Below are 23,400 nucleotides of genomic sequence, written 5' to 3'. Positions count from 1 at the left end.
TTTATTTTATAAATTGTAATATAAGTTGTCATTGCTTGTTCTAAAACGATAAGAAGCTCGTATACATATAGTACAAACTTAGATTTTAGGGGGAATTGGTATGCCTAAATCCGCTTTTAAATGGCTTGTTTGTGTTACAGTAAGCGCAGCTTTATTATCAGGATGCGGTTTGTTAAATAAGGAGAAAGAAACAGAACAAATTGATCCACCGAAAAAAGTTTCGTATACAGAAGGTGAAAAGAAAGACACTGCAAAGAAGGAAAAACAAGGAAAAACGATAAACAGAGAGTTGTACCTTGTTGATAAAAATGGTTACGTTGTACCACAAACAATAGCGATGCCTGTGCCAAAAGAGAATGAAGTTGTGAAACAAACATTAGAATACCTTGTGAAGGATGGTCCGGTAACGGATTTGTTGCCAAATGGATTTCAGGCGGTTCTTCCAGCGAATACAACGATGTCCGTTGATTTGAAAAAAGATGGGACAGCGGTTGTTGATTTTTCAAAGGAAATGAAAAGCTATAAAAAAGAAGAAGAGCGTCAAATCGTTGAATCGGTCGCTTGGACGTTAACACAATTTAAAGATATTAAACAAGTCAAATTTCAAATAAATGGTGAGAAATTGGCAAAAATGCCTGTTGGAGGTACGCCGCTCGGTGAGGCTGTGAGCCGTGCTGATGGTATTAACTTTGATGATGAACAAGTGGCAGATGTAACAAATACGAAACCTGTTACACTTTATTTCATGGCACAAAATAATAAACAACAGTACTATGTACCGGTAACGCGCCGTGTTGCAGAGGGAAAAGAAAATGAAGTGGAAACGGTTGTAAATGAGCTTGTAAAAGGGCCGTCTCATTCTTCTTTACTTAATGATTTTAACCCTGACGTGAAGCTTGTCAGTACACCGAAAGTACAAGATGGAAAGGTTACATTAAATTTTAATGAAAATATATATGCAAACAAAGATAAAAATATGATTTCAAATTATGTATTGCAAGCGCTCGTCTTATCTTTAACAGAAAAACAAGGGATGAAAAATGTTTCTGTTGAAGTAAATGGAAAAGCAAATCTTGTTAATGAGAAGGGTGAGAAACTAACAAAACCTGTTGATCGTCCACAAAACGTGAATACAGGTAGTTTTTAATCGCAAATAATTTGATATACTTATGTAAGAAAGGGGAATTGCTTTTGAGTTCCCCTTCTTCTATTGTTATACATATCATATATTTAAAGTTGGCTATACTAACAAGTAGTAGTTATGAGGGGGTTATTTTATGCGAGTAGATGGTAGAGGAGCAGCAGAATTACGCCATGTACATATTCATACAAATTATTTAAAACATCCGGAAGGGTCTGTACTCATTGAAGTTGGAGATACAAAGGTAATTTGTTCAGCAACGATTGAAGAGCGTGTACCACCGTTTATGCGTGGTGAAGGAAAAGGCTGGGTAACAGCAGAATATGCAATGATTCCACGTGCGACTGAGCAACGTACAATTCGTGAGTCTAGTAAAGGAAAGGTAACGGGACGTACGATGGAAATTCAACGTCTAATTGGACGAGCACTCCGTGCGGTTGTGGATTTAGAAGCGCTTGGTGAAAGAACGGTTTGGATTGACTGTGATGTGATTCAAGCAGATGGCGGAACGCGAACAGCGTCTATTACAGGTGCTTATGTGGCAATGGTATTAGCGTTTGATAAGCTATTACAAGCAGAAAAGGTATCTAAGATTCCAGTGAAAGATTATTTAGCTGCAACATCAGTTGGGATTGTTGAAGAACAAGGTGTTGTTTTAGATTTAAACTATGCAGAAGATTCTAAAGCTGATGTTGATATGAACGTTATTATGACCGGAAAAGGACAGTTTGTTGAAGTGCAAGGAACTGGAGAAGAAGCGACATTTAGCCGTGCTGAATTAAATGAATTACTTGATGCTGCAGAACAAGGAATTTTACAACTTGTTGAAAAACAAAAAGAAGCATTAGGTGACATCGTATCTCATATGGAGTAGAGGTGGAAATATGAAGGAAGTTGTTATTGCAACAAAAAACATGGGGAAAGTTCGTGAGTTTGCGGAACTATTTGAGAAATTTGATTTAGAGGTGAAATCTCTTTATGACTTCCCGCATATTGAAGAAGCAGAAGAAACTGGTGAAACGTTTGAAGAAAATGCAATTTTAAAAGCAGACAGTTTATGTAAACAGCTGAATGCGATTGTTATTGCGGATGATTCTGGTCTTATTATTGATGCTTTAAATGGAAATCCTGGTGTGCGCTCTGCTCGTTATGCTGGCGAACAAAAAGATGACCAGGCGAACATTGATAAGGTTTTAACAGAATTAGAGGGCACTTCAATGGAAAAACGTACAGCACGTTTTTATTGCGCGTTAGCGGTTGCTTTTCCGGAAGATAATAAAGAACCAGTTATTGTAAGCGGCACGTGTGAAGGGAAGATTTTAGAACAGCCACGTGGTGAAAATGGTTTTGGATACGATCCAATCTTTTATGTAGAAGAATATAAAAGAGCAATGGCTGAGTTAACTTCAGATGAGAAAAATGAAATTAGTCACCGCGGGCGTGCACTTCGTAAGTTAGAAGAAAAAATCCCAGAATGGTTTTTAGGAGAGTAAGGGAGAGAGACTGATGAAGGCTTTGATCGTAAGTGATAGTCACAGCTCGGTGAAGGAGTTACAGCAATTAAAAGAAATGTATGAGGGCAAAGTTGATGTCATGATTCATTGCGGTGACTCAGAGTTAGCATTAGATCATCCGGATGTGCAAGGGTTTCATATCGTAAAGGGAAATTGTGATTTCTGCAATAGCTTTAAGGATGAGATTGTTACTGATGTAAAGGGCGTACGCTTTTTGATTGTGCATGGGCACCGTCATAATGTGAAAATGACATTGCAGACATTGGCGTATCGTGCAGAAGAGGTAGGAGCGAATGTTGTATGCTTTGGGCATTCACATATACTGGGAGCGGAAATGTATGAGGGGATTTTATTTATTAATCCCGGAAGCATTTTATTGCCACGTGCCCGTACAGAAAAAACATTTGCCTTGTTAGAAATGAATGAAAATGAAATGGAAGTTTGTTTTGAAACATTGGATGGACAGGTTGTTGAACAAGCAATTTTAAAAAGAGGATAAGAAAATTTATCCTCTTTTTAAAAAAGTATTGACTTTATCTGCGCATACAAATATAATAAACATTGTCGATAAGACATCAGAAAAAATTAAATATGCGGGTGTAGTTTAGTGGTAAAACAAGAGCCTTCCAAGCTCTGGTCGAGAGTTCGATTCTCTTCACCCGCTCCATGTCCCAGTAGCTCAGCAGGATAGAGCAACGGCCTTCTAAGCCGTCGGTCGGGAGTTCGAATCTCTCCTGGGACGTCCTTTAAAACCGTTAAGTTCGTAATGAACTTAACGGTTTTTTCGTTTTTAGGTAATACTAAAAAGATTCTACCTTTGAAGAAATCACTTAAAAAATCATCAACAAAAATCAACTTCCTAAATATAATTTAGGAGTTTTTTTGTGACTAAAAAACAGGAGTGTTTGATGTTTCATTTAATAAAAAAGAACCCTAAACTTTTGGTCTTAGGGTTCTAATATAAAATAATCATTTTAAAGTTTTTATAAACCTACTTTGTTGCTTTTCGTCCCACTAATACCCAGTATAGAGATAAACTGAAAAGGGTAATGAGTACGAGAATGAATAGAATATTACTAAACATGGAGGCATCCGCATTGTTTATAATTCCTAGGAAATTTTTCTTCATTGCGGAATGGTCCATCATTGCAGCTGTATAGGCAATTCCGATTGACATAGCGACATTAAGTGTTAAATTATAAAATCCGATTGCTGTTCCTGTTTTTTCTTTATCAATTGTACAAATGCAAGAATCAAGTAATGGTGCATACATGAATGCAAATGAACTAGAGAATAGAACCATAGATATTACGAATACAACAACAGAAGTTTTTATAAAGAATCCGCCTAATAGTAAGCTGATTATAATACTAGACATAGCGATTGTAATACATTGCTTGCTTCCCATAACCTTCGCAACTTTTCCAGAAAGAGCCCCGACTATAGTAGCTGCTATATAGCCTGGAATCAATAATAGTGAAATGGTATCTAGCTTCAAACCATAAATCTTTTCAAGCAAGAATGGAAATAGGAAAATATATGCTAACTGTACAGAGTAGATTACAAAAGCAACTCCAAGCAATGAGATAAACTGTTTATTTTGAAAGAAGGATATACCGATAAAAGCCTTTGAGTTCTTGCTGATATAAGTAAGGAACAAGGCAATTGCAACAATAAACAAGATCAGGTACATCCAATTGAAATCTGTAATGTATAGTAGTAGAGACGCTGAAATGGCTCCAACTAAGAATAATCCTAATACATCTACATGACCGTTTTGCGCTTCTTCCTTAGGAAGATATTTTAAAATAAAAGGAAGAGTTAAAAGTGTTACTAAAGAAATTAAAAATAGAGTTGTCCAATGGAAATATGTTGAAACATAACCACCAGTTAATGCACCGATAAGCTGTGAAAGAGCAAAACTACTTGTACTTAATCCTAAAAATTTCTTTTGTTCATCTGCAGGTAAATGCTTTGTAACAAATATTACATATAACGTTTCAGCTGATGCTAAACCAGCAGTTTGGACAATACGTGAAATAACAACTAGTAAAAACGAATGTTGAAAAATATATCCCATGATGGAACCAGCGCAGATTAAAATAATCCCAGCGCTAAAAAGTTTTCTAAAACTAATGGAATCCGCTAAAGCTGCATAAACGACTGCTCCAATTCCAATTACAAGACCAGCTAATGTTGCTTGCCAGCTAACTGTTGTCGCTGAAATGTTAAAATCTTTTGCCATATCAACAGAAATAATCTTAAACGAATTGTCAATTACTAAACATAATAGAAATAACAGTAAGGTAACAGGTACTGCTTTCTTGGCACTATATTCTTGGGTTTTCTTCATGCTTACATCTGCATTTATTGTAGACATAGCTATATTCCTCTCCTCTTGTTATTCAGGGAATTGTCTTCCTGAGTCATGATTGTCTGGCCTTTAACTACCAATTGATCCTTTTGTAAAAGGATGGTTTCAGTAATTTCTACACCATTTGTTTCATATGCTGGGGATTCCTTGTGCACAGTTGTACCCATTTTTGTTCGTTCCTTCTTATCGTGCTTAAAAGGAAACGTTTTCATAAACAACTAAAAATATCTTGCTTTTTGATTGCGCTTTCATGGTGATGCATAATAATTCTTTGAACTATATAATATTGTCTGTTTATCTAAAAACTTGTATGCACCTGAATAATGAAAAGGATACCATACCTTTCCTTCTTATGATGTTTACAAGGAAGCATTTTTATGAACAACCAAAAATATCTTCCTTTTTGATTACGCTTTCATGATCGTGCATGATAACTCTTTGAAATATACAATATTGTATGGTTGTCTAAAAACTTGTATGCATCTGAACAATGAAAAGAATACCATACCTTTTCATTGCTCACAACCCATTTTTCTTTTGGGATTTGTCTTTTTTGTTACAAAAAAAGCGATGTGTTTCGTATGAAATACATCGCTTCTAAATTAAATATATATAAATTCATTTTAATTTTTCGACATCTAAATCCCTGCTATGCAGAATGAAAAGCAACCTACACTCGTTTGCTCTTTCTGTTTTTACTTCGCATGTGGCAGAAAAAGGCCCTGACCGCTTCTATGCATGGCCAGATGCTCTCCCCCACCTAAAGAGAGGGGGGTTATGTCGGTCTTTTAATTGATGTATATAGAACTTTATCGTTTATAGCCCCCCACAAATGGGAGTTTCTAAGAGATGAGGGATTGGTCATTCAGCTATTTAGATGTTTTAATCCTAATTTGACTAAATTCTATTGGTATATAGTATTTGTTATAAACCACAGGGTATTTATCGCTGATATATATACTTTCTAAAATTAAATCAAATTCCTCCCCATGGAAAATTTGGTATTTTAATGATGGAGTATTGGCGGAATTAGAACGTTTAATTTCAATGGTGGAGGAATTAGCCAGTTCATATATTTTCTCCTCTAGCATTTCCAATACTTGCTTCTCGTTATGTAAGTCAAGGTTTAATCTAGAAACGGCTTCTATTGGCATCATGGTAAAAGCAAACGCTACTATCTTATCGTGATTTTTATACCAGCGTTCCAACGCAACCACTGCGGTCATTTCTTGATTTAATACTTGCATTGCATAGTCCGTTACTAGGTCAATTCGGAAATTAAGCTCGATGTCATCTGTTTTTTCTGTATAGCATTTATATAAGGGATTCCCCAACTTCTCCAAGCCATCGCTACTTTCATTATGATGAAATTTTGTAATGAAATTTCCTTTTCCATGGATATTTTTAACCAATCCATCTTCCTGTAACAGTGCCAAAGCATGTCTTAATGTCATTCTGCTCACACCAAATATTTTGGCCAATTCAGGTTCTGTTGGAAGTTGGCTGCCTAGAGGAAATGTTCCATCCATGATTAATTTATATAATTGGTCATACACAGTGACGAATAGTGGTTTTTTTTGTTTATTGAGTTCATGAAGTTTATTATTCATTTTCTTATACCCCTATAGTTTTTTAAGTTCATGACTATAAATTCCGTTTCGTCTCGTTTTATAGTAGATTATTTTCTTTTTCTATTGTAACTTACTTTTTCTTGTAAATTAATACGCTTTCAAAAAATCATTATAATTTGTACTAGATGTATGTGTCACTCAAACTGAAAAATATTGAGAACTCCGTAAAACTACCTTCAGTTCTGTTAGGTAGTTTTTCTTTCGTCTTGAAATCTTACAATTCTGTAAGGTAAGTGTAAGGAAGTTCGATGGTAACCAATTGTCAGTCATTTATAATTAAGGTAACAAAGATGAGACGAGGAGGAAGAAAAAATGAAAGGATTAGTTGTAACGGGTTTAACAATAGCTTTTGGGTTTGTAGCATATGAGAAGTTAACGGATGTAATTGATATTGTGAAGCATCTAATAGCATAGAAAGATATTTTGACGCGAGAAGGGAAAGGGAATGAGGAAATGAATGGAATGGCTATTTGGAATTATAGGTGTCTGTAGTGTCGTATTAGTATTATTTGTTCCAAGTGTTATATTAAGTTCGACTACAAGTTTATTTTTTATGTGTTCGCTTGCCTGCATTATGCTTATTATTATGCTTCTAATGAAGCGAAGTAAGCCAATCTTCTTTTTTAGCGTGATTGTTATTACAATTATTGTTCTCCAAATGATTACTCTTTTTGTATATCCTACAATTATAAGTGCTTTCTGCTAATGAAAAATCCTCCGCTCTGGTTGCTGAGGGTTTTTATTAGTTGAACCAATCGGGCTTTTACAGACAGTTTATCTCCCGCCTAACTTCTTTGCTTTCGCTGAATTTTGAGGTGGGAGAATTACTGCCTGTTAATGCGGGATAAATGTATATTTCTAGTGTGAATTTGTTGATTTAATTATAAAAATTAAATATTTTTATATTCCAAACAAGTGAATTTGGAATGTTGTGTTCTTATTACTCATTTGATATATTTACTTTGAAGATATTTAAAATCTAAAAAAAGAGGCGGACGTATGGATAAAAAAGAAAATACGGTCGTATTGTTTCCACAGTTATCAGAGCGCTATATTGATCAAGGTTTTTTGGCGCTGAAGGAACGAAAATTCGAAGATGCATTACGCTGCTTTGAAATATTACGTCAGTATAATGCAGAGACAGAACAAACAGAATTAGCTTCAGTTATTTGTTTGTTGGAATTAAAAAGAATAGAAGAATCAAAAGAACAATGTGAGAAGTTACTTGAGACAGGAACAGTCTTATTTGGAGATATTCTTGAAACATATGTGACAATTTTAGTTCAAACAAATGATTATGAAGGTGTCATTGAAACAATTGAGGAAGTTTTACAAACGAAGGAATTGGCTCCTGAGCAAAGGGAAAAATTAGCACAGCTTGCCTTATTTGCGCAAGGGATGCTACATGGGGAGGAAGGACCTCAGGTAGATTCTAATTTTGATTTGGATGAATTTACTAACGAACTGTTTGTAGAAAATTTTGGGCACAAGCTACGGGTTATTAATAGTCTTTCATTAAAAAATCTTGATAAGGCGTTGCCTGCGTTACAGAAATTTCTACTGGAGGAAGAGCAACACCCCTACTTGAAAACTTCTATTTTATATAAAATGGTAGAAAATCGAATGGAAGAGAAGGTAGAAGTAGAGAAGTTTGGAGATACAATTACTGTTATTCCGGCAAATATAGGTCATAATGAGGAGCAATCCAATAAAATCATACATATATTATCGAATCGATTGGAACATGATCATCCAGATATATTTGAGACAATCATTACATATTGGAGAGAAATGCAAACTAGTATTTTCCCGTTTCCGCTATTAATGGATAAAGCCGAAGTTTGGGCAGCTGTTTTAGAGAGAATAGGGAGAAAACGTTTCGGATTGATAATCGATGAAGAGGAACTTATGACAGCATATAATATTAAGTTAGAAGAATTTCATATTGCTTATCAATGGTTTTTACGTGTTGAGAGGGAAGGGTATTTACCCGTATAATTATGAAAAAGAATCGTTCAGTTATTGAAACGAGAATATTCTATGTTATAATGTAAGGGTTGCAAAAGGCTGATTTCTGCCTGTTTGTAAGAGGAGAGAAGTATAATTCTCTTACTTAATATGTTTCATATTATTCTCGAACAAAATATACCTTGGTTGTTTTTTAGACAATTTATAGATTGGAACTGTGTATCTGAAAGCATTTGCTAGAGGAAAAGAAAGCCTGAATATAGTGGCTTTCACACTTTCGTTGTTTCTAAGAAAGGAATAATGGGAATCTTAATCTATAGAGGTATGTGCATACATTATTATAGTTGGAGGGAAAGAATAAATGGCTGCAAAATGGGAAAAATTAGAAGGTAACGTTGGCGTTTTAACAATCGAAGTTGATGCTAAAGAAGTAAACAACTCTATCGACGCTGCGTTCAAAAAAGTAGTAACAACAATTAACGTACCAGGTTTCCGTAAAGGTAAAATGCCTCGTCCGTTATTCGAACAACGCTTTGGTGTTGAATCTTTATACCAAGATGCTTTAGATATCATCTTACCAAAAGCATATGGTGAAGCAATCGACGAAACTGGTATCTTCCCAGTTGCTCATCCTGAGATTGACATCGAGAAATTCGAAAAAAATGCAAACTTAATCTTCACTGCAAAAGTTACAGTAAAACCTGAAGTAAAATTAGGTGAATACAAAGGCTTAGCAGTAGAAAAAGTTGAAACAACTGTAACTGACGAAGATGTAGAGAACGAATTAAAAGCTTTACAAGAGCGTCAAGCTGAGTTAGTTGTTAAAGAAGAAGGAACTGTTGAAAACGGTGATACAGCTGTAATCGACTTCGAAGGTTTCGTTGATGGCGAAGCATTTGAAGGCGGAAAAGGCGAAAACTACTCTCTAGCAATCGGTTCTGGTACATTTATCCCAGGCTTTGAAGAGCAATTAATTGGTCTAAAAGCTGGCGAATCTAAAGACGTTGAAGTATCATTCCCAGAAGAGTACCATGCTGCTGAACTTGCTGGCAAACCAGCAACATTCAAAGCAACAGTTCATGAAATTAAAGCAAAAGAACTTCCTGCTTTAGATGACGAGTTCGCTAAAGATGTAGACGAAGAAGTTGCAACTCTTGATGAGTTAAAAGCAAAACTTCGTACAAACTTAGAAGAAGGCAAAAAGCATGAAGCTGAGCATAAAGTTCGTGACGAAGTAGTAGAAAAAGCTGCTGCTAACGCTGAAATCGAAATTCCAGAAGCTATGATCGAAACTGAGTTAGATCGTATGGTTCGTGAATTCGAACAACGCTTAAGCCAACAAGGTATGAACCTTGAGCTTTACTACCAATTCACAGGTACTGATGCTGACAAGTTAAAAGAACAAATGAAAGAAGATGCACAAAAACGTGTAAGAATCAACCTTGTTCTTGAAGCTATCATTGAAGCTGAAAAAATCGAAGTAACTGACGAAGAAGTAACTGCAGAAGTTGAAAAAATGGCTGCAATGTACAATATGCCAGTTGACGCTATCAAGCAAGCTCTTGGAAGCGCAGATGCTCTATCTGAAGATCTTAAAGTTCGTAAGGCTGTAGACTTCTTAGTAGACAACAGCAAAGCTGCATAATAAAATAACAAGGCACGATTTTGATCGTGCCTTGTTTTATAAATATAGATATAAATATATTTATAAAACTTTTCGATGAAGAAGGAAAAGTTCCTTTAAAAGTCGAATATACATATTTCAAAAGTTTTAAAAATTTTTTATTTGTACATAACTAGTCATATTATTTGTATTTCTCGCCACGTAGTGACATAATATGTATTTACATACGATACATTTATCGTGTACATACGAAGGCAAGATATTAGCACTTTGTAAGGGGTGTGAAAATATGTTTAAATTTAACGATGAAAAAGGGCAATTGAAATGTTCTTTCTGTGGTAAAACACAAACGCAAGTTCGAAAGCTTGTTGCTGGTCCAGGTGTTTACATTTGTGATGAGTGTATCGAGCTTTGTACAGAGATTGTGCAAGAGGAGCTTGCGAAGGACGAAGAAGTAGAATTCAAAGATGTACCAAAACCGGTAGAGATTCGTGAAATCTTAGATGAGTATGTCATCGGACAAGATAATGCAAAGAAAGCACTAGCGGTAGCGGTATACAACCATTACAAACGCATCAATTCTAACAGCAAAATTGATGATGTAGAATTGGCGAAGAGTAATATCGCACTTATCGGGCCAACAGGTAGTGGTAAAACACTATTGGCACAAACATTAGCGCGTATTTTAAATGTTCCATTTGCAATCGCGGATGCAACATCTTTAACAGAAGCTGGATATGTAGGGGAAGATGTAGAAAACATCTTACTAAAACTAATTCAAGCTGCTGATTACGATGTAGAGAAAGCGGAAAAAGGAATCATTTATATTGATGAGATTGATAAAGTGGCTCGTAAGTCAGAAAATCCATCAATTACACGTGATGTATCTGGTGAGGGTGTGCAGCAGGCCCTTCTGAAAATTTTAGAAGGTACTGTAGCAAGCGTTCCACCTCAAGGTGGTCGTAAGCATCCACATCAAGAGTTTATTCAAATTGATACAACGAACATTCTATTCATTTGTGGCGGTGCGTTTGATGGCATTGAGCCAATTATTAAACGTCGTCTTGGTGAAAAAGTAATTGGATTTGGTTCAGAGAAGAAAAATGCGGATGTAAATGAAAAGCATGTTTTATCTCACGTATTACCAGAGGACCTTTTACGATTTGGTTTAATTCCAGAGTTTATTGGTCGTCTTCCAGTTATTGCGAACTTAGAGCCGCTTGATGAAGGTGCTCTTGTTGATATTTTAACAAAACCGAAAAATGCACTTGTAAAGCAGTTCCAAAAATTATTGGAGCTTGACGATGTTGAGTTGGAATTTGAAGAAGGCGCACTGATTGAAATTGCGAAAAAAGCAATTGAACGTAAAACAGGTGCTCGTGGACTTCGCTCTATTATTGAAGGTTTAATGCTGGATGTAATGTTCGAACTTCCATCTCGTAAAGATATCGAGAAATGTATTCTTACAAAAGAAACAGTAACGGACAACGCACCACCGAAATTGGTATTACAAGACGGTACTGTACTGGATACAAAAACATCTGCATAATGTAAGTGAGAAACAGCAATTTTTATAATTGCTGTTTCTTATTATGTTTAGCACTATTCCTCCCCGGAAATACTAAATGGTAAAACATAGCGGGAGGAAATGAATGATGAGCTGGACAAACATATTCTTACTTGTTCAACTTGTTTTTGGTGTCATTGTTGGATTATACTTCTGGCATTTGCTCCGAAACCAGCGAACACAAAAAGTTTCAATTGATCGAGAATCGAAAAAAGAATTAGAACAACTTCGTAAAATGCGTGAAATTGCTTTAACAGAACCGCTTGCTGAAAAGGTACGACCGAATTCTTTTTTAGACATTGTAGGACAAGAAGACGGAATCAAATCATTAAAGGCAGCGCTTTGTGGTCCGAATCCGCAGCATGTCATTATATATGGACCTCCGGGAGTAGGGAAAACAGCGGCAGCACGTCTTGTGTTAGAAGAAGCAAAGAGAAATCCAAAGTCACCATTCCGTAGTAGTGCAACGTTTATTGAACTCGATGCAACGACAGCTCGCTTTGATGAACGCGGTATTGCTGATCCTTTAATCGGTTCAGTGCATGATCCGATTTATCAAGGTGCAGGTGCAATGGGACAAGCAGGAATCCCACAACCGAAAAAAGGCGCCGTAACAGATGCGCATGGCGGTATTTTGTTCATTGATGAAATTGGTGAGCTGCATCCGATTCAAATGAATAAAATGTTAAAGGTATTAGAAGATCGCAAAGTATTTTTGGAAAGTGCGTACTACAGTGAAGAAAATACAATGATTCCAACATACATACATGATATTTTTCAAAAAGGCTTACCAGCCGATTTTCGTTTAGTTGGAGCGACAACTCGTTCTCCGGATGAAATCCCTCCTGCTATTCGTTCACGCTGTTTAGAGGTTTTCTTCCGTGAACTTGATACGGAAGAGATTCAAAAAGTAGCGAAGAACGCAGCAGAAAAGGTAAAAATGGAAATTGGGGCACAAGGGATTGAAATGATTGGAATGTATGCAAGGAATGGGCGAGAAGCCATTAATCTTGTGCAGATTTCTGCTGGAATGGCAATCAATGAAGATCGTTCTTTTATTAAGGATGAGGATATTGAGTGGGTTGTACACTCTAGTCAGCTTACTCCAAAGTATGAGAAACGAATTTATCCGATTCCAAGGATTGGTCTAGTAAATGGCCTGGCGGTATATGGGCCCAATACAGGTGCGCTATTAGAAATTGAAGTAACAGCTATTCCTGCTCAGGATAAAGGGACAGTCAATGTTACAGGAATTGTGGAAGAAGAGAGCATTGGTAGTCAAACGAAATCAATTCGCCGTAAAAGTATGGCAAAGGGGTCAGTGGATAATGTATTAACCGTGCTCCGCTCTTTAGATTTGTTGCCAGAAGGATATGATATACATATTAACTTCCCAGGCGGTATTCCAATTGACGGACCTTCAGCAGGAATTGCAATGGCAACAGGAGTATACTCAGCCTTGCATCGCGTTTATGTGAATAATGAAATTGCGATGACAGGAGAAATAAGCATTCATGGGGAAGTCAAGCCAGTAGGCGGCGTATATGCAAAAGTGAAAGCGGCGAAAAAAGCAGGGGCGAAAAAGGTCATTATTCCTGCTGAAAATATGCAGCCATTTTTATACACGATAAAGGGTATTGAGATTATTCCTGTTCGAAAACTAAAAGAAGTTTTTGAGTTAACATTCGTACAGGAAAAATTGCATCGTGAAATTGATGTGCATCGTAAGTTAGATGAAGGTGATGTACAATCGATGTAAAATGAAATTCAATAGGGCTTTAAGAAGTGTTTTCCTTTTAGGTAAATGCGAAACAGAACAGATAATATTTGCCAGACTTCGTTTAAGTTTGTATGCTTAAGCGGGGTCCCTTTTTTCTTTTATAGAAAGAAAAGTAGGAGATTTGCAATTGTAAAGAATCTCTGCAATTGCATCAAGGTGTATTGTAATATAAAATAGTTGAACAGGAGTTTAATTTATTATGGAGGTGCTATGTCTAGTATGAATACGAACGAAAGAATTGTGCCCCTCCTACCATTAAGAGGCGTTCTCGTATATCCAACGATGGTTCTGCATCTTGATGTAGGACGTGATAAGTCGATACAAGCACTAGAGCAGGCAGCAATGGATGAAAATATCATCTTTTTAGCAATGCAAAAAGAAATGAATATCGATGATCCAAAAGAAGATGACATATATAGTGTAGGTACAGTGGCGAAAGTAAAGCAGATGTTAAAACTGCCGAATGGTACGCTTCGTGTCCTGGTAGAAGGTTTACATAGAGCAGAAATAGTAGAATTTATTGAAGAAGAAAATGTAGTACAGGTTTCTATTCAAACGGTAACAGAGGAAGAAGAAGGCGATTTAGAAGAGAAAGCTCTTATGCGCACGTTACTTGAACATTTCGAGCAGTATATTAAAGTCTCAAAAAAGGTTTCAAATGAAACGTTTGCAACAGTAGCTGATGTAGAAGAGCCAGGCCGCTTAGCAGATTTAATCGCTTCTCATTTACCGATTAAAACGAAACAAAAGCAAGAAATTTTAGAGATTCTATCAGTGAAAGAAAGATTACATACACTTATCTCCATTATTCAAGATGAACAAGAACTACTTAATTTAGAAAAGAAAATTGGGCAAAAAGTGAAACGTTCGATGGAGCGTACGCAAAAAGAATACTTCTTGCGTGAACAAATGAAGGCGATCCAAACAGAGCTTGGTGATAAAGAAGGTAAGGGTGGCGAAGTTGAAGAGCTTCGTGAAAAAATCGAAGAGGCAGGAATGCCAGAAGAAACAAAGAAGGCTGCCCTAAAAGAATTAGATCGTTATGAGAAGTTGCCAGTAAGCTCTGCGGAGAGCGGTGTGATTCGTAATTATATGGATTGGTTATTAGCACTTCCGTGGACAGAAGCAACAGAGGATATGATTGACCTTGCACATTCTGAAACGATTTTAAATAAAGATCATTATGGTCTTGAAAAAGTGAAAGAACGTGTACTGGAATATTTAGCTGTACAAAAGTTAACAAATTCTTTAAAAGGACCGATTCTTTGTCTAGTAGGACCTCCTGGGGTCGGAAAAACATCATTAGCACGCTCGATTGCAACATCGTTAAATCGTAATTTTGTCCGTGTTTCCCTTGGTGGTGTTCGTGATGAATCTGAAATTCGAGGTCACCGTCGTACATATGTTGGAGCTATGCCAGGTCGTATTATTCAAGGGATGAAAAAGGCAAAGACAATCAATCCAGTCTTTTTATTAGATGAGATTGATAAGATGTCCAATGATTTCCGTGGTGATCCGTCTGCGGCGTTACTGGAAGTATTAGACCCAGAACAAAATCATAACTTTAGTGATCATTATATTGAAGAGCCATATGATTTATCAAAAGTTATGTTCGTTGCAACTGCAAACACACTTGCAAGTATTCCAGGTCCGCTTCTTGATCGTATGGAAATTATTTCGATTGCTGGTTATACAGAGATTGAAAAGGTACATATTGCTCGTGAACATTTATTGCCAAAGCAACTAAAAGAACACGGCTTACGAAAAGGGAATCTACAAGTGCGTGATGAGGCGCTTCTTGAAATCATTCGTTATTATACACGTGAAGCTGGTGTCCGTACGTTAGAGCGTCAAATTGCTAAGATTTGTCGTAAAGCAGCGAAAATCATCGTTACAGAAGAACGTAAGCGAGTTGTTGTAACGGATAAAAATATTACTGACCTTCTAGGTAAGCATATATTCCGTTATGGACAAGCTGAAAAGAGAGACCAAGTCGGAATGGCGACTGGTTTAGCGTATACAGCTGCTGGTGGCGATACACTTGCAATTGAAGTTTCTGTATCACCAGGAAAAGGGAAATTAATTTTAACAGGGAAACTTGGGGATGTTATGAAAGAATCCGCACAAGCTGCATTTAGTTATATTCGCTCTCGTGCAGAAGAACTTCACATTAATCCAGATTTCCATGAAAAGAACGATATTCATATTCATGTTCCAGAAGGAGCAGTTCCAAAAGATGGTCCATCAGCTGGGATTACAATGGCAACGGCACTTATTTCTGCGCTAACAGGCGTTCCTGTAAGTAAAGAAGTTGGTATGACGGGTGAAATCACCCTTCGTGGTCGCGTACTACCAATTGGTGGTTTGAAAGAAAAAACATTAAGTGCTCACCGCGCAGGCTTAACAAAAATTATTTTGCCAGCAGAAAATGAAAAAGATTTAGATGATATTCCAGAAAGCGTAAAAGAAAACCTTACGTTTGTGCTTGTGTCTCATTTAGATGAAGTATTGGAGCACGCATTAGTAGGAGTGAAACAATGAAAGTAACAAAAGCAGATATTGTAATTAGTGCTGTTAGACCAGAACAATATCCAGATAGTGATTTACCAGAAATTGCATTAGCAGGTCGTTCTAATGTTGGGAAGTCTTCTTTTATTAATAAAATTTTAAATCGTAAAAAGTTAGTGCGTATTTCTTCTAAACCAGGAAAAACGCAAACGTTAAACTTTTTCTTAATCAATGAAATGATGCACTTTGTCGATGTTCCAGGTTATGGATATGCGAAAGTATCGAAATCAGAGCGAGCGGCATGGGGCAAAATGATTGAAACTTACTTTACAACGCGTGAACAATTAGATGCGGCTGTATTAGTAATTGATTTGCGTCATCCACCAACAAATGATGATGTCATGATGTATAATTTCTTAAAGCATTATGAAATTCCAACAATTATTATTGCAACGAAAGCTGATAAAATTCCGAAAGGGAAATGGCAAAAGCATTTGAAAGTTGTAAAGGAAACGCTTGATGTGGAAGCTGGCGATGAAGTGGTTCTATTTTCTTCCGAAACAGGACTTGGAAAAGAAGAAGCATGGAAAGCCATTCATAAGTTTACAAAAACAAAAAACGCGTGACGATTCGTCGCGCGTTTTTTTGTTACATTATGGAATAATCATACATAATTTTCTGCATGATGAAAGAAGATAGAGAAAGAGAGTATTTCAATTCTTATGGAATAGTTTCCATCACTTGATTCTGACAGTTTTTTTTGGTAACGTACAAATAGAGTTATTATCTTGTAATGATTATAAAGTAAAATATTTATTTTGGAAGATTTGGTTTGTCTCCTGTAAGCAGTAGGCAGAACGAATAAAAAAAATTTTGTTGTTCACACGATTGTCAGATTCATAACAGGAAAGTTGTATTATGATAGTAGATAAGGTGATAAAACGGGTGAAGGGGGACATGCTGCGTGCATATTCTTGTTGTTGGTGTAAATTATCGAACAGCCCCTGTAGAATTTCGTGAGAAACTCACATTTCAGGCAGCAGAACTAGAAAAGGCAATGACAACATTACAGAATCAAAAGAGCGTGTTAGAGAATGTCATTGTATCAACGTGCAATCGCACTGAGATTTATGCTGTCGTCGATCAATTACACACGGGACGATATTACATTAAGAAATTTTTAGCTGAATGGTTTCAGCTTGAGATAGAAGAGGTTTCGCCATACTTGTCTATTTTTGAACAAGATGGTGCTATTGAACATTTATTCCGTGTAACGTGCGGATTAGATTCTATGGTGGTCGGTGAAACACAAATTTTAGGTCAAATTCGAGATAGTTTCTTAGAAGCGCAAGAGATAAAAGTAACAGGGACGATTTTTAATGAATTGTTTAAACAAGTGATTACGCTAGCGAAGCGTGCTCATTCAGAAACAACAATCGGTGAAAGTGCGATGTCTGTTAGCTATGCTGCGGTTGAACTTGGAAAGAAAATTTTTGGAGATTTAACAGATTGTCACGTTTTAATTCTTGGCGCTGGAAAAATGGGTGAACTTGCGCTGCAAAACCTATACGGAAGTGGAGCGCGCAAAGTAACGGTTATGAACCGTACGCTTACGAAAGCGGAAACAATGGCTGAGAAATATATGGGACATGCAAAACCGTTAAGTGAATTACAATGTGTATTATTAGAAGCAGATATTTTAATTAGTTCAACTGGTGCATCAGATTATGTCATTACGAAAGAAATGATGACAAGAGTAGAACGGCTGCGCTGTGGTCGCCCGCTATTTATGGTTGATATTGCAGTGCCGCGTGATATTGATCCGGAAATTGATGAGCTAGAAGGATCTTTCTTGTATGATATTGATGATTTGCAAGGAGTAGTCGAGGCAAACCGTGCTGAACGTTTAAAAGAAGCGGAAAAAATTCAACTTATGATTGAAGAAGAAATCGTTACATTTAAAAGTTGGTTAAATACGCTTGGGGTTATTCCTTTAATTTCAGCTCTTCGTGATAAAGCACTAGCTATTCAAAGTGAGACGATGCAAAGCATTGAACGAAAAATTCCGACGCTTAATGATCGTGAGAAAAAAGTAATTAGTAAGCATACGAAAAGTATCATTAATCAACTGCTGAAAGATCCAATTTTAGTAGCAAAAGAGTTAGCAACAGAAGAGGGAGCTACGGAAAAGCTCGCTTTATTCGCGAAAATCTTTGATTTAGAAGTGGAAGAAGAAGTCGTAGAATATACGGAAGAGCCGAAACATAAACGAGCGTGGACAACATCCGTTCCATCTTTATAACATGGAAGGATGGTCGGATGAGCTTTTTAAATAATAGTATTATTTATCATATCGCAATTATTTTATATGCTTGTAGTATTAGTTTATATTTTATAGATTATTTCCAAAGTAACCGAAAGGCGAATCGACTTGCTTTTTGGTTACTTTCAATTGTATGGGTACTTCAGTCTGTTTTTATGCTACTACGGGCTACAGAATCAGAAACAAATCCGATTTTAACTTTACTGTCAGGAATTTATTTTTATGTGTGGCTATTGATTACAATGTCATTAGTAATCAATCGATTTATGCGCATTGACTTTTTAGTTTTTTTTACAAATGTCGTTGCTTTTGGCGTAAGCGCTTTTTCTATTTTTACTCCAATCGGAAAGATGTCGCCGATACTAGCGCATCAATTAGTTTCAGAGCTTGTATACGTCCATGTAGGCATGGCGATTACTTCATATGCGGCATTTACAGTGTCATTTATTTTTTCCGTTATGTACTTGCTTCAATATCGATTATTAAAACAGAAAAAATGGAATGCAAGATTAAGACGGTTAGGGAATTTATCGAAGCTTGAGTCTATGTCATATGGATTGAATCTATTTTCGGTTCCGTTTTTCTTACTAGCTATTTTGCTTGGATGCATATGGGGATATACAAAATTAGATAATTTCCATTGGTATGACACGAAAGTAATCGGGTCTTTTGTTGTTTTATTTGTCTATTGTGCGGGTCTATATTTACGAGGATCGGATACATTGCAAGGTAAGAAGATTATACATTGGAACATTGGAGCCTTTCTCGTGATGCTAGTCAATATTTTTCTATTAAGCAGTTTATCGAACTTCCACTTTTGGTATTTATAATGAGGAGAGAAAATTATGCGCAAAATTATTGTAGGTTCAAGAAAGAGTAAGTTAGCATTAACGCAAACAAATTGGTTTATTGATCAATTAAAAGCACTTGGCTTGCCATATGAATTTGAAGTAAAAGAAATTGTTACAAAAGGCGATGTCATTTTAGATGTGACACTTTCAAAAGTAGGCGGGAAAGGTTTGTTTGTAAAAGAGATTGAACATGCATTGCTTACAAAAGAAATCGATATGGCTGTACATAGTATGAAGGATATGCCAGCTGTGCTTCCAGATGGATTAACCATTGGATGTATACCAAAGCGTGTCGATCCGCGTGATGCGTTTATTTCGAAGAACGGAGAATCTTTCGGAGACTTACCAGAAGGTGCGATACTTGGGACAAGCAGTTTAAGACGCAGTGCACAGCTATTGGCCGCTAGACCAGATTTACAAGTGAAGTGGATTCGCGGGAATATCGATACGAGATTACGTAAATTAAAAGAAGAAGACTATGATGCAATCATTTTAGCAACAGCTGGATTACAAAGAATGGGCTGGGATGATGATGTCATTACAGAACACTTAGATGAAACATTATGTGTACCGGCTGTAGGACAAGGTGCTTTAGCGATTGAATGTCGTGAAGATGATAAAGATTTATTGCAATTATTATCACATATCAATGATGCAGTAACAGAACGAACAGTGGCTGCCGAACGAGTATTCCTTTACAAGCTTGAAGGTGGTTGCCAAGTACCGATTGCTGGCTATGCAACGCTTCAGGAGAATAATGAAATTGAATTAACAGCGCTTGTTGGCTCTATGGATGGTTCAGTTTTGTTAAAAGAAACAGTTGTAGGTGTGAGCCCTGAGCAAGTTGGATTAGAAGCTGCAGATCGTTTAATGAAACAAGGAGCAAAAGAGCTCATTCTCGCTGCAAATAAGGAGCAACATTAATCATGGACGCTCTCGCTGGCAAAACAGTACTGGTTACACGGGCCCAGCATCAAGCAAAACAAATGAGTGCAGCGGTGAAAAAAGAGGGCGGGATTCCAGTGGAAATTCCGCTTTTGCGTATGGAAGGAGCATCTCAGCAAACGTTTCAAAGTGTATCTCAACAGTTGAATGTATATGACTGGATTATTTTTACGAGTAAAAACGGGGTAAGCTTCTTTCTGGATAGTTTAGGCAAGAACATGCCTTCGACTGTACAGATTGCCGCAGTAGGTGTAAAAACAAGGCGGGAGTTAGAAAAAAGAGGCTATCAAGTTCATTTTGTTCCGACTGCGTTTGTTGCCGAAATTTTTGCAGAGGAGTTTGTAAAAAAATTAACCGGGAAAGAACGTATGTTGTTTCCAAGAGGAAATTTAGCTAGAGATGTTATTCCGAATAAACTGCGGGAGCTTGGGGTGCTTTTAGAAGAGCTGGTCGTATATGAAACAAAACCAAATTATGTGAAGCGTCTAGAACTGATCGAAGCTTTAGAATCAGGTAAGATAGATATTGTGACATTTACGAGTCCCTCTACAGTTGTAAGCTTTGTAGAGTTACTTAAGGGTACAAACTGGAGAGAATGGATAAAAAAATGTACAATTGCTTGTATAGGACCGATAACAGAACAAGAGGCAAAGCGTTATTTTGCTGATGTCATCGTTCCAGAAGAATACACAGTGGAATCGTTAATACAATGCATTTCTAAATTGAATCTAAATGCATAATTCAAATAAAAGAATGGGGATAGAAATCTATGAATTCTTTACAATTTAATCGTCATCGTCGCTTAAGACAAAGTGGAAATATGCGTGCACTTGTACGTGAAACATTTTTACATACAGAAGATTTTATTTACCCTATTTTCGTACTTGAAGGTGAGAATGTTCGTAACGAAGTTCCTTCTATGCCAGATGTATATCAAATTTCCTTAGACCTTTTGCAAGCTGAAATGCAAGAAGTTGTAGATTTAGGTATTCGTTCTGTTATCGTATTTGGTTTACCTGCTGAAAAAGATGAAGTTGGCTCTTCCGCATATTGTGAACACGGCATTGTACAACGTGCGATCAAACAAATTAAAGAGCAGTTTCCAGAGTTAGTAGTAGTTGCGGATACGTGTTTATGTCAATATACAAGCCATGGTCATTGTGGTGTGATTGAAGATGGCGTTATTTTAAATGATGAATCCCTTGAGGTTCTTGCAAAAACAGCAGTAAGCCAGGCAAAAGCAGGAGCGGATATTATTGCCCCATCTAACATGATGGATGGATTTGTAACAGCAATTCGCCATGCATTAGATGAAAATGGTTTTACACACGTACCGGTTATGTCATACGCTGTGAAATACTCATCTGCATTTTATGGGCCATTCCGCGATGCAGCACATGGTGCACCGCAGTTTGGAGACCGTAAAACGTATCAAATGGATCCTGCAAACCGAATGGAAGCATTACGTGAAGCTGAGTCAGATGTAATGGAAGGAGCAGATTTCTTAATTGTAAAACCAGCTCTTTCTTACTTAGATATTGTTCGTGATGTGAAGAACAATTTCAATTTACCAATCGTTGCATATAACGTGAGCGGAGAATATTCTATGATTAAAGCGGCAGCGCAAAATGGTTGGATTAATGAAAAAGAGATTGTACTTGAGAAATTATTAAGCATGAAACGTGCAGGAGCAGACTTAATTATTACGTATCATGCGAAAGACGCAGCACGATGGTTACAAGAGGGAGGCGCACAGTAATGAAAAAGTTTGATAAATCCATTGAAGCATTTGAAACGGCGCAAGATTTAATGCCTGGCGGTGTAAATAGTCCAGTTCGTGCCTTTAAATCTGTTGGTATGAATCCGCTGTTTATGGAGCGCGGGAAAGGTTCTAAAGTGTACGATATCGATGGGAATGAATATATCGACTACGTATTATCATGGGGACCACTGATTCACGGGCATGCGAATGAGCGCGTTGTAGAATCATTAAAAGCTGTAGCGGAAAAAGGGACAAGCTTTGGTGCGCCAACAGAAATTGAAAATAAATTAGCGCAGCTTGTTATTGAGCGTGTACCATCAATTGAGATTGTACGTATGGTAAACTCCGGTACGGAAGCAACGATGAGTGCACTTCGTTTAGCGCGTGGTTACACAGGTCGTAATAAAATTTTGAAATTTATTGGTTGTTACCACGGCCATGGCGATTCATTATTAATTAAAGCAGGTTCTGGTGTTGCAACGCTTGGTTTACCAGATAGCCCAGGTGTACCAGAAGGTGTAGCGAAAAATACGATTACAGTAGCGTATAACGATTTAGAGAGCGTGAAATATGCTTTCGAACAATTTGGTGACGATATTGCTTGTGTTATCGTAGAGCCAGTGGCAGGAAATATGGGGGTAGTTCCACCGCAGCCAGGATTTTTAGAAGGACTTCGTGAAGTGACGGAGCAAAATGGTGCGTTGCTGATTTTTGATGAAGTAATGACGGGATTCCGCGTTGCTTATAACTGTGGACAAGGGTATTACGGTGTAACACCTGACTTAACTTGTTTAGGAAAAGTAATCGGTGGTGGTCTGCCGGTCGGAGCATATGGCGGTAAAGCAGAAATTATGCGCCAAGTTGCACCAAGCGGACCAATTTACCAAGCAGGTACATTATCTGGTAACCCGCTAGCAATGACTGCAGGTTATGAAACATTAGTACAATTAACACCAGAATGTTATAAAGAATTTGAACGTAAAGCTGAAATGCTAGAAAATGGCCTGCGTAAAGCTGCTGAAAAACACGGCATTCCGCATCATATAAACCGTGCAGGTTCTATGATCGGTATTTTCTTCACGAATGAACCGGTTATTAACTACGATGCAGCAAAAACTTCAAACTTAGAATTCTTTGCAGCTTACTATCGTGAAATGGTAGAGCAAGGTGTATTCTTACCACCTTCTCAATTTGAAGGTTTATTCTTATCAACAGCACATAGTGATGCGGATATTGAAGCAACGATTACGGCAGCAGAAATTGCAATGTCAAAATTAAAAGCATAAATAATAAAAAGGTTGTCGGAATAGCCCTGACAACCTTTTTTGTTATGTCGTATATTTCCAGCGCGCTGATATATGAAAAATGGATAGGAAGCGTCTATGTGTAGTTTGATTTTTTACTCATAAAAA

19 protein-coding genes and 2 tRNA genes are annotated in these 23,400 nt (G+C 37.0%); 19 read left to right on the top strand and 2 right to left on the bottom strand.

Annotated features, from left to right (window positions below; translation table 11 throughout):
• Positions 1 to 100 precede the first annotated feature (100 nt).
• From ACIQ7L_RS17880 to ACIQ7L_RS17855, 6 genes are all read left to right on the top strand, one after another.
• Positions 101 to 1,147 carry a GerMN domain-containing protein gene (locus ACIQ7L_RS17880; RefSeq protein ID WP_400570808.1) on the top strand — a complete coding sequence of 349 codons (1,047 nt, stop codon included), beginning with the start codon at positions 101 to 103 and terminating at the stop codon, positions 1,145 to 1,147.
• Between the two features lie 130 nt (positions 1,148 to 1,277).
• Positions 1,278 to 2,015, top strand: coding sequence for a ribonuclease PH (rph, locus tag ACIQ7L_RS17875; protein ID WP_097898136.1), 738 nt, complete (start codon positions 1,278 to 1,280; stop codon positions 2,013 to 2,015).
• Positions 2,016 to 2,025: 10 nt separating this feature from the next.
• Positions 2,026 to 2,634: an XTP/dITP diphosphatase gene (locus tag ACIQ7L_RS17870; protein ID WP_400570807.1), complete on the top strand. Its 609-nt coding sequence runs from the start codon at positions 2,026 to 2,028 to the stop codon at positions 2,632 to 2,634.
• Between the two features lie 13 nt (positions 2,635 to 2,647).
• Positions 2,648 to 3,154, top strand: coding sequence for a metallophosphoesterase family protein (locus tag ACIQ7L_RS17865; RefSeq protein ID WP_400570806.1), 507 nt, complete (start codon positions 2,648 to 2,650; stop codon positions 3,152 to 3,154).
• A gap of 94 nt (positions 3,155 to 3,248) precedes the next feature.
• A tRNA-Gly gene (locus tag ACIQ7L_RS17860) sits at positions 3,249 to 3,322 on the top strand.
• 1 nt (position 3,323) lies between these two features.
• Positions 3,324 to 3,397, top strand: a tRNA-Arg gene (locus tag ACIQ7L_RS17855).
• 249 nt (positions 3,398 to 3,646) lie between these two features.
• Here ACIQ7L_RS17855 and ACIQ7L_RS17850 read toward each other — a convergent pair.
• Together ACIQ7L_RS17850 and ACIQ7L_RS17845 are read right to left on the bottom strand one after the other, a co-directional pair.
• Entirely contained in the window at positions 3,647 to 5,035 is a 1,389-nt protein-coding gene (locus tag ACIQ7L_RS17850; RefSeq protein ID WP_400570805.1) for an MFS transporter, read from the bottom strand.
• Positions 5,036 to 5,898: 863 nt separating this feature from the next.
• Positions 5,899 to 6,639, bottom strand: coding sequence for a GntR family transcriptional regulator (locus tag ACIQ7L_RS17845; protein WP_400570804.1), 741 nt, complete (start codon positions 6,637 to 6,639; stop codon positions 5,899 to 5,901).
• A gap of 478 nt (positions 6,640 to 7,117) precedes the next feature.
• Between ACIQ7L_RS17845 and ACIQ7L_RS17840 the strand changes: the two genes are divergently transcribed.
• The 13 genes from ACIQ7L_RS17840 to hemL all read left to right on the top strand — a co-directional run bounded on the left by ACIQ7L_RS17840 (position 7,118) and on the right by hemL (position 23,274).
• Complete coding sequence (locus ACIQ7L_RS17840) at positions 7,118 to 7,366, top strand: hypothetical protein (protein WP_400570803.1); 249 nt, start codon at positions 7,118 to 7,120, stop codon at positions 7,364 to 7,366.
• Positions 7,367 to 7,659: 293 nt separating this feature from the next.
• Entirely contained in the window at positions 7,660 to 8,658 is a 999-nt protein-coding gene (locus tag ACIQ7L_RS17835; RefSeq protein WP_400570802.1) for a tetratricopeptide repeat protein, read from the top strand.
• 331 nt (positions 8,659 to 8,989) lie between these two features.
• Positions 8,990 to 10,273 (top strand): trigger factor, encoded by a 1,284-nt coding sequence (gene tig / locus ACIQ7L_RS17830; protein ID WP_400570801.1) that lies wholly within the window; start codon positions 8,990 to 8,992, stop codon positions 10,271 to 10,273.
• Between the two features lie 268 nt (positions 10,274 to 10,541).
• Positions 10,542 to 11,801 (top strand): ATP-dependent protease ATP-binding subunit ClpX, encoded by a 1,260-nt coding sequence (gene clpX, locus ACIQ7L_RS17825; RefSeq protein WP_097898124.1) that lies wholly within the window; start codon positions 10,542 to 10,544, stop codon positions 11,799 to 11,801.
• Between the two features lie 106 nt (positions 11,802 to 11,907).
• A complete protein-coding gene (gene lonB / locus ACIQ7L_RS17820) occupies positions 11,908 to 13,578 on the top strand; it encodes an ATP-dependent protease LonB (protein WP_141523118.1) in 1,671 nt (556 codons plus the stop codon).
• 231 nt (positions 13,579 to 13,809) lie between these two features.
• Positions 13,810 to 16,140, top strand: coding sequence for an endopeptidase La (gene lon, locus ACIQ7L_RS17815; protein WP_335358849.1), 2,331 nt, complete (start codon positions 13,810 to 13,812; stop codon positions 16,138 to 16,140).
• Positions 16,137 to 16,733 carry a ribosome biogenesis GTP-binding protein YsxC gene (gene ysxC / locus ACIQ7L_RS17810; RefSeq protein WP_400570800.1) on the top strand — a complete coding sequence of 199 codons (597 nt, stop codon included), beginning with the start codon at positions 16,137 to 16,139 and terminating at the stop codon, positions 16,731 to 16,733. The genes lon and ysxC overlap by 4 nt, the downstream gene beginning before the upstream one ends.
• 338 nt (positions 16,734 to 17,071) lie before the next feature.
• Positions 17,072 to 18,409 carry a glutamyl-tRNA reductase gene (hemA, locus tag ACIQ7L_RS17805; RefSeq protein WP_400570799.1) on the top strand — a complete coding sequence of 446 codons (1,338 nt, stop codon included), beginning with the start codon at positions 17,072 to 17,074 and terminating at the stop codon, positions 18,407 to 18,409.
• 17 nt (positions 18,410 to 18,426) lie between these two features.
• Positions 18,427 to 19,260 (top strand): cytochrome c biogenesis protein, encoded by an 834-nt coding sequence (locus tag ACIQ7L_RS17800; RefSeq protein WP_400570798.1) that lies wholly within the window; start codon positions 18,427 to 18,429, stop codon positions 19,258 to 19,260.
• A 15-nt stretch (positions 19,261 to 19,275) separates the two neighbouring features.
• A complete protein-coding gene (gene hemC, locus ACIQ7L_RS17795) occupies positions 19,276 to 20,205 on the top strand; it encodes a hydroxymethylbilane synthase (RefSeq protein ID WP_400570797.1) in 930 nt (309 codons plus the stop codon).
• 2 nt (positions 20,206 to 20,207) lie between these two features.
• Complete coding sequence (hemD, locus tag ACIQ7L_RS17790) at positions 20,208 to 20,966, top strand: uroporphyrinogen-III synthase (RefSeq protein ID WP_400570796.1); 759 nt, start codon at positions 20,208 to 20,210, stop codon at positions 20,964 to 20,966.
• Positions 20,967 to 20,995: 29 nt separating this feature from the next.
• Positions 20,996 to 21,985: a porphobilinogen synthase gene (gene hemB / locus ACIQ7L_RS17785; RefSeq protein WP_400570795.1), complete on the top strand. Its 990-nt coding sequence runs from the start codon at positions 20,996 to 20,998 to the stop codon at positions 21,983 to 21,985.
• Positions 21,985 to 23,274, top strand: coding sequence for a glutamate-1-semialdehyde 2,1-aminomutase (gene hemL / locus ACIQ7L_RS17780; RefSeq protein ID WP_400570794.1), 1,290 nt, complete (start codon positions 21,985 to 21,987; stop codon positions 23,272 to 23,274). Before hemB ends, hemL begins: the two co-directional genes overlap by 1 nt.
• Positions 23,275 to 23,400: the final 126 nt, after the last annotated feature.

Source organism: Bacillus sp. NPDC094106, assembly GCF_044764345.1.
GTDB lineage: Bacteria > Bacillota > Bacilli > Bacillales > Bacillaceae_G > Bacillus_A.
The sequence above is the reverse complement of the archived record's forward strand: the minus strand, read 5'-3'. Positions and strand labels throughout refer to the sequence as shown.